This window comes from Yoonia sp. (genome assembly GCF_036007805.1).
Classification (GTDB): domain Bacteria; phylum Pseudomonadota; class Alphaproteobacteria; order Rhodobacterales; family Rhodobacteraceae; genus Yoonia.
In genome coordinates this window covers 1-1,856 of sequence record NZ_DASYOK010000371.1, presented here as the reverse complement: position 1 = coordinate 1,856, position 1,856 = coordinate 1, and the positions used below count along the sequence as shown (strand labels likewise).

Below are 1,856 nucleotides of genomic sequence, written 5' to 3'. Positions count from 1 at the left end.
CGGCATTGCACGCTTGCGAAAGCCCCTCTTACTGCGCGGGGCAGTCTCGCGCTCGACAAACATCAGCGCACGCCCAATAAAACCGTTGGTGGCGCTTTGGTAATCCACAAGCTCATCAAACGTCACGGGCGTCGTGAAGCCTGTCAAGGAAAGAAATGGCCTCTCTAAGCCATTATCAAGCCCGTCCAGCGCCGTCTCGATCTGCGCGACCCTCTTTGCCGCGTATGGGCTGTTGTCGCCGTCATCCAGCCGCTTTTGAAGTTGTGCGGCCTCCTTGAGCAATGCCGCGCGCAAGTCGTCTTTCGCATCACCAGTAAGCAGCATGAAGCCGTCAGCTTTGGAGTATGCCGCCATAAGCATCCCGATCACGCCATCCAGATATAGCGCCCCGCCTTTTACTTGGGCGTTTTTGACCTTTTGCAAAAATATGCCGATCTCATCAATGACATAAAGCGCGGCTTGATGACGGGTCAGGTTGCGCACAATCTCCTGTTCCGACTTGATCGCGCCATGCGTTGCGCCTGCCAGCCCTGCGGCCCGGTGAATAGTCGCCACCGCCTGCTGGATCGCCTCTTTTCCGGTGCGTGATCCTGCAACGCAGAACGTAAACAGGTTGCAGGTCACTCCGTCTCGATCATCGGTGTATCGCAAGCCCGCAACATTGCCCAAAGCCGTTAGCGCGCCAGCAACGGCAAGTCGCTTGCGGGGGCGACGGGACTGGTCTTCAATCCATCGGGCAAGATCTCCTGCAAACCCCGGCGGGCTGGTAAGATCAACACCGGACACGTCAAATGGCAAACCATCAGGCGCGGCGTCAGGCTCGACGTGCATTTCGGATTGCTCTGGCGTAAATGTAACCGGCATTTGCCATCCCGCGCTTTCCGCATGATGCACCAGCGTGCCCAGCGTCACCGGATTGGCGCAACGGCCAAAGCTATGCCAGTGGCTATCCATGCCGCGCGTCTCATATTTGTCGCCACGCTGCGACCACTCATCCCATAACCCGAAACCCGTGCCGCCTGTGGCGTGATGCACAGCCATGCCAATCCTGATCCATGTGTCATAGTCGCAATCTGGATCAATAGGCGAAAGCATGTCTGCAATATCGCCATGAGATACATCGACTACACGCCCATCATATTCAGCGCGGTGGCGGTCGGGCTTGCGCAACATATCCACAAGCGCAGGCGGCGCTTCTGTGATCTGGTCGGGCGCGCCATATCCTACGCTATACATGCCGCCCGATACATGCCGCGACCCCGGCCCAACTACAAAGCCGGATGTCTTGAAGTCAAGGCCCGGATATTCTGGTAAATGCTGCACCATGGCAACGGCTTCGCCGGGTAGGCTAAAGTAGAGATGACGCGACCCGCCGCCAGAACCGGTGGAAACTATCAATTCAGCGCTGGATACGTCCGGCACAGCTTGGCAAAGCGCCGTGAAGCTGTCCAAGCCGCCATTGCGCGCGTCCACGTCAACCACGAGCCAGCCCTTGCACAGCACGCCATAGCCGCTGTCAAAATGGCCCGCCAACTCCATAGCCTCGATCTGGTCGTCATCCCATTCCGGCGTATGCTGCCAGTTTGCGGCGCGCGGGTGCTTTCCTGGGGCTTGGCAATGTGGGTTATCGCAGGCGCATGTGTCGCCCGCAAATGGCCATAGCGGAAAGACGCGAAAGCCCGCATCTATGAAATTACGATGCATTTGCAAAATACTCCGACAGCTTGCGGATGGTGTCATGCGACGGGTTTTTGATCTGCCCGTTTCGGATGCCGGATAAGGTGTTGCGGTGCAGGCCGGTTGCCTCACACACAATATCTAGCCGCCGGTCATGTAGAAGGTGCTTTATCTGGTCT

At 57.7% G+C, this 1,856-nt stretch carries 2 protein-coding genes; both read right to left on the bottom strand.

Translation table 11 applies throughout. The annotated features are described in order from the left end of the window. Positions 1-1,704 (bottom strand): bifunctional DNA primase/polymerase (locus VGP75_RS19605; protein ID WP_327545252.1); only part of this gene is annotated, 1,704 nt, incomplete at its 3' end. Then, positions 1,694-1,849 carry a helix-turn-helix domain-containing protein gene (locus tag VGP75_RS20670; RefSeq protein ID WP_414727825.1) on the bottom strand — a complete coding sequence of 52 codons (156 nt, stop codon included), beginning with the start codon at positions 1,847-1,849 and terminating at the stop codon, positions 1,694-1,696. The genes VGP75_RS19605 and VGP75_RS20670, both read right to left, overlap by 11 nt. Positions 1,850-1,856 lie beyond the last annotated feature (7 nt).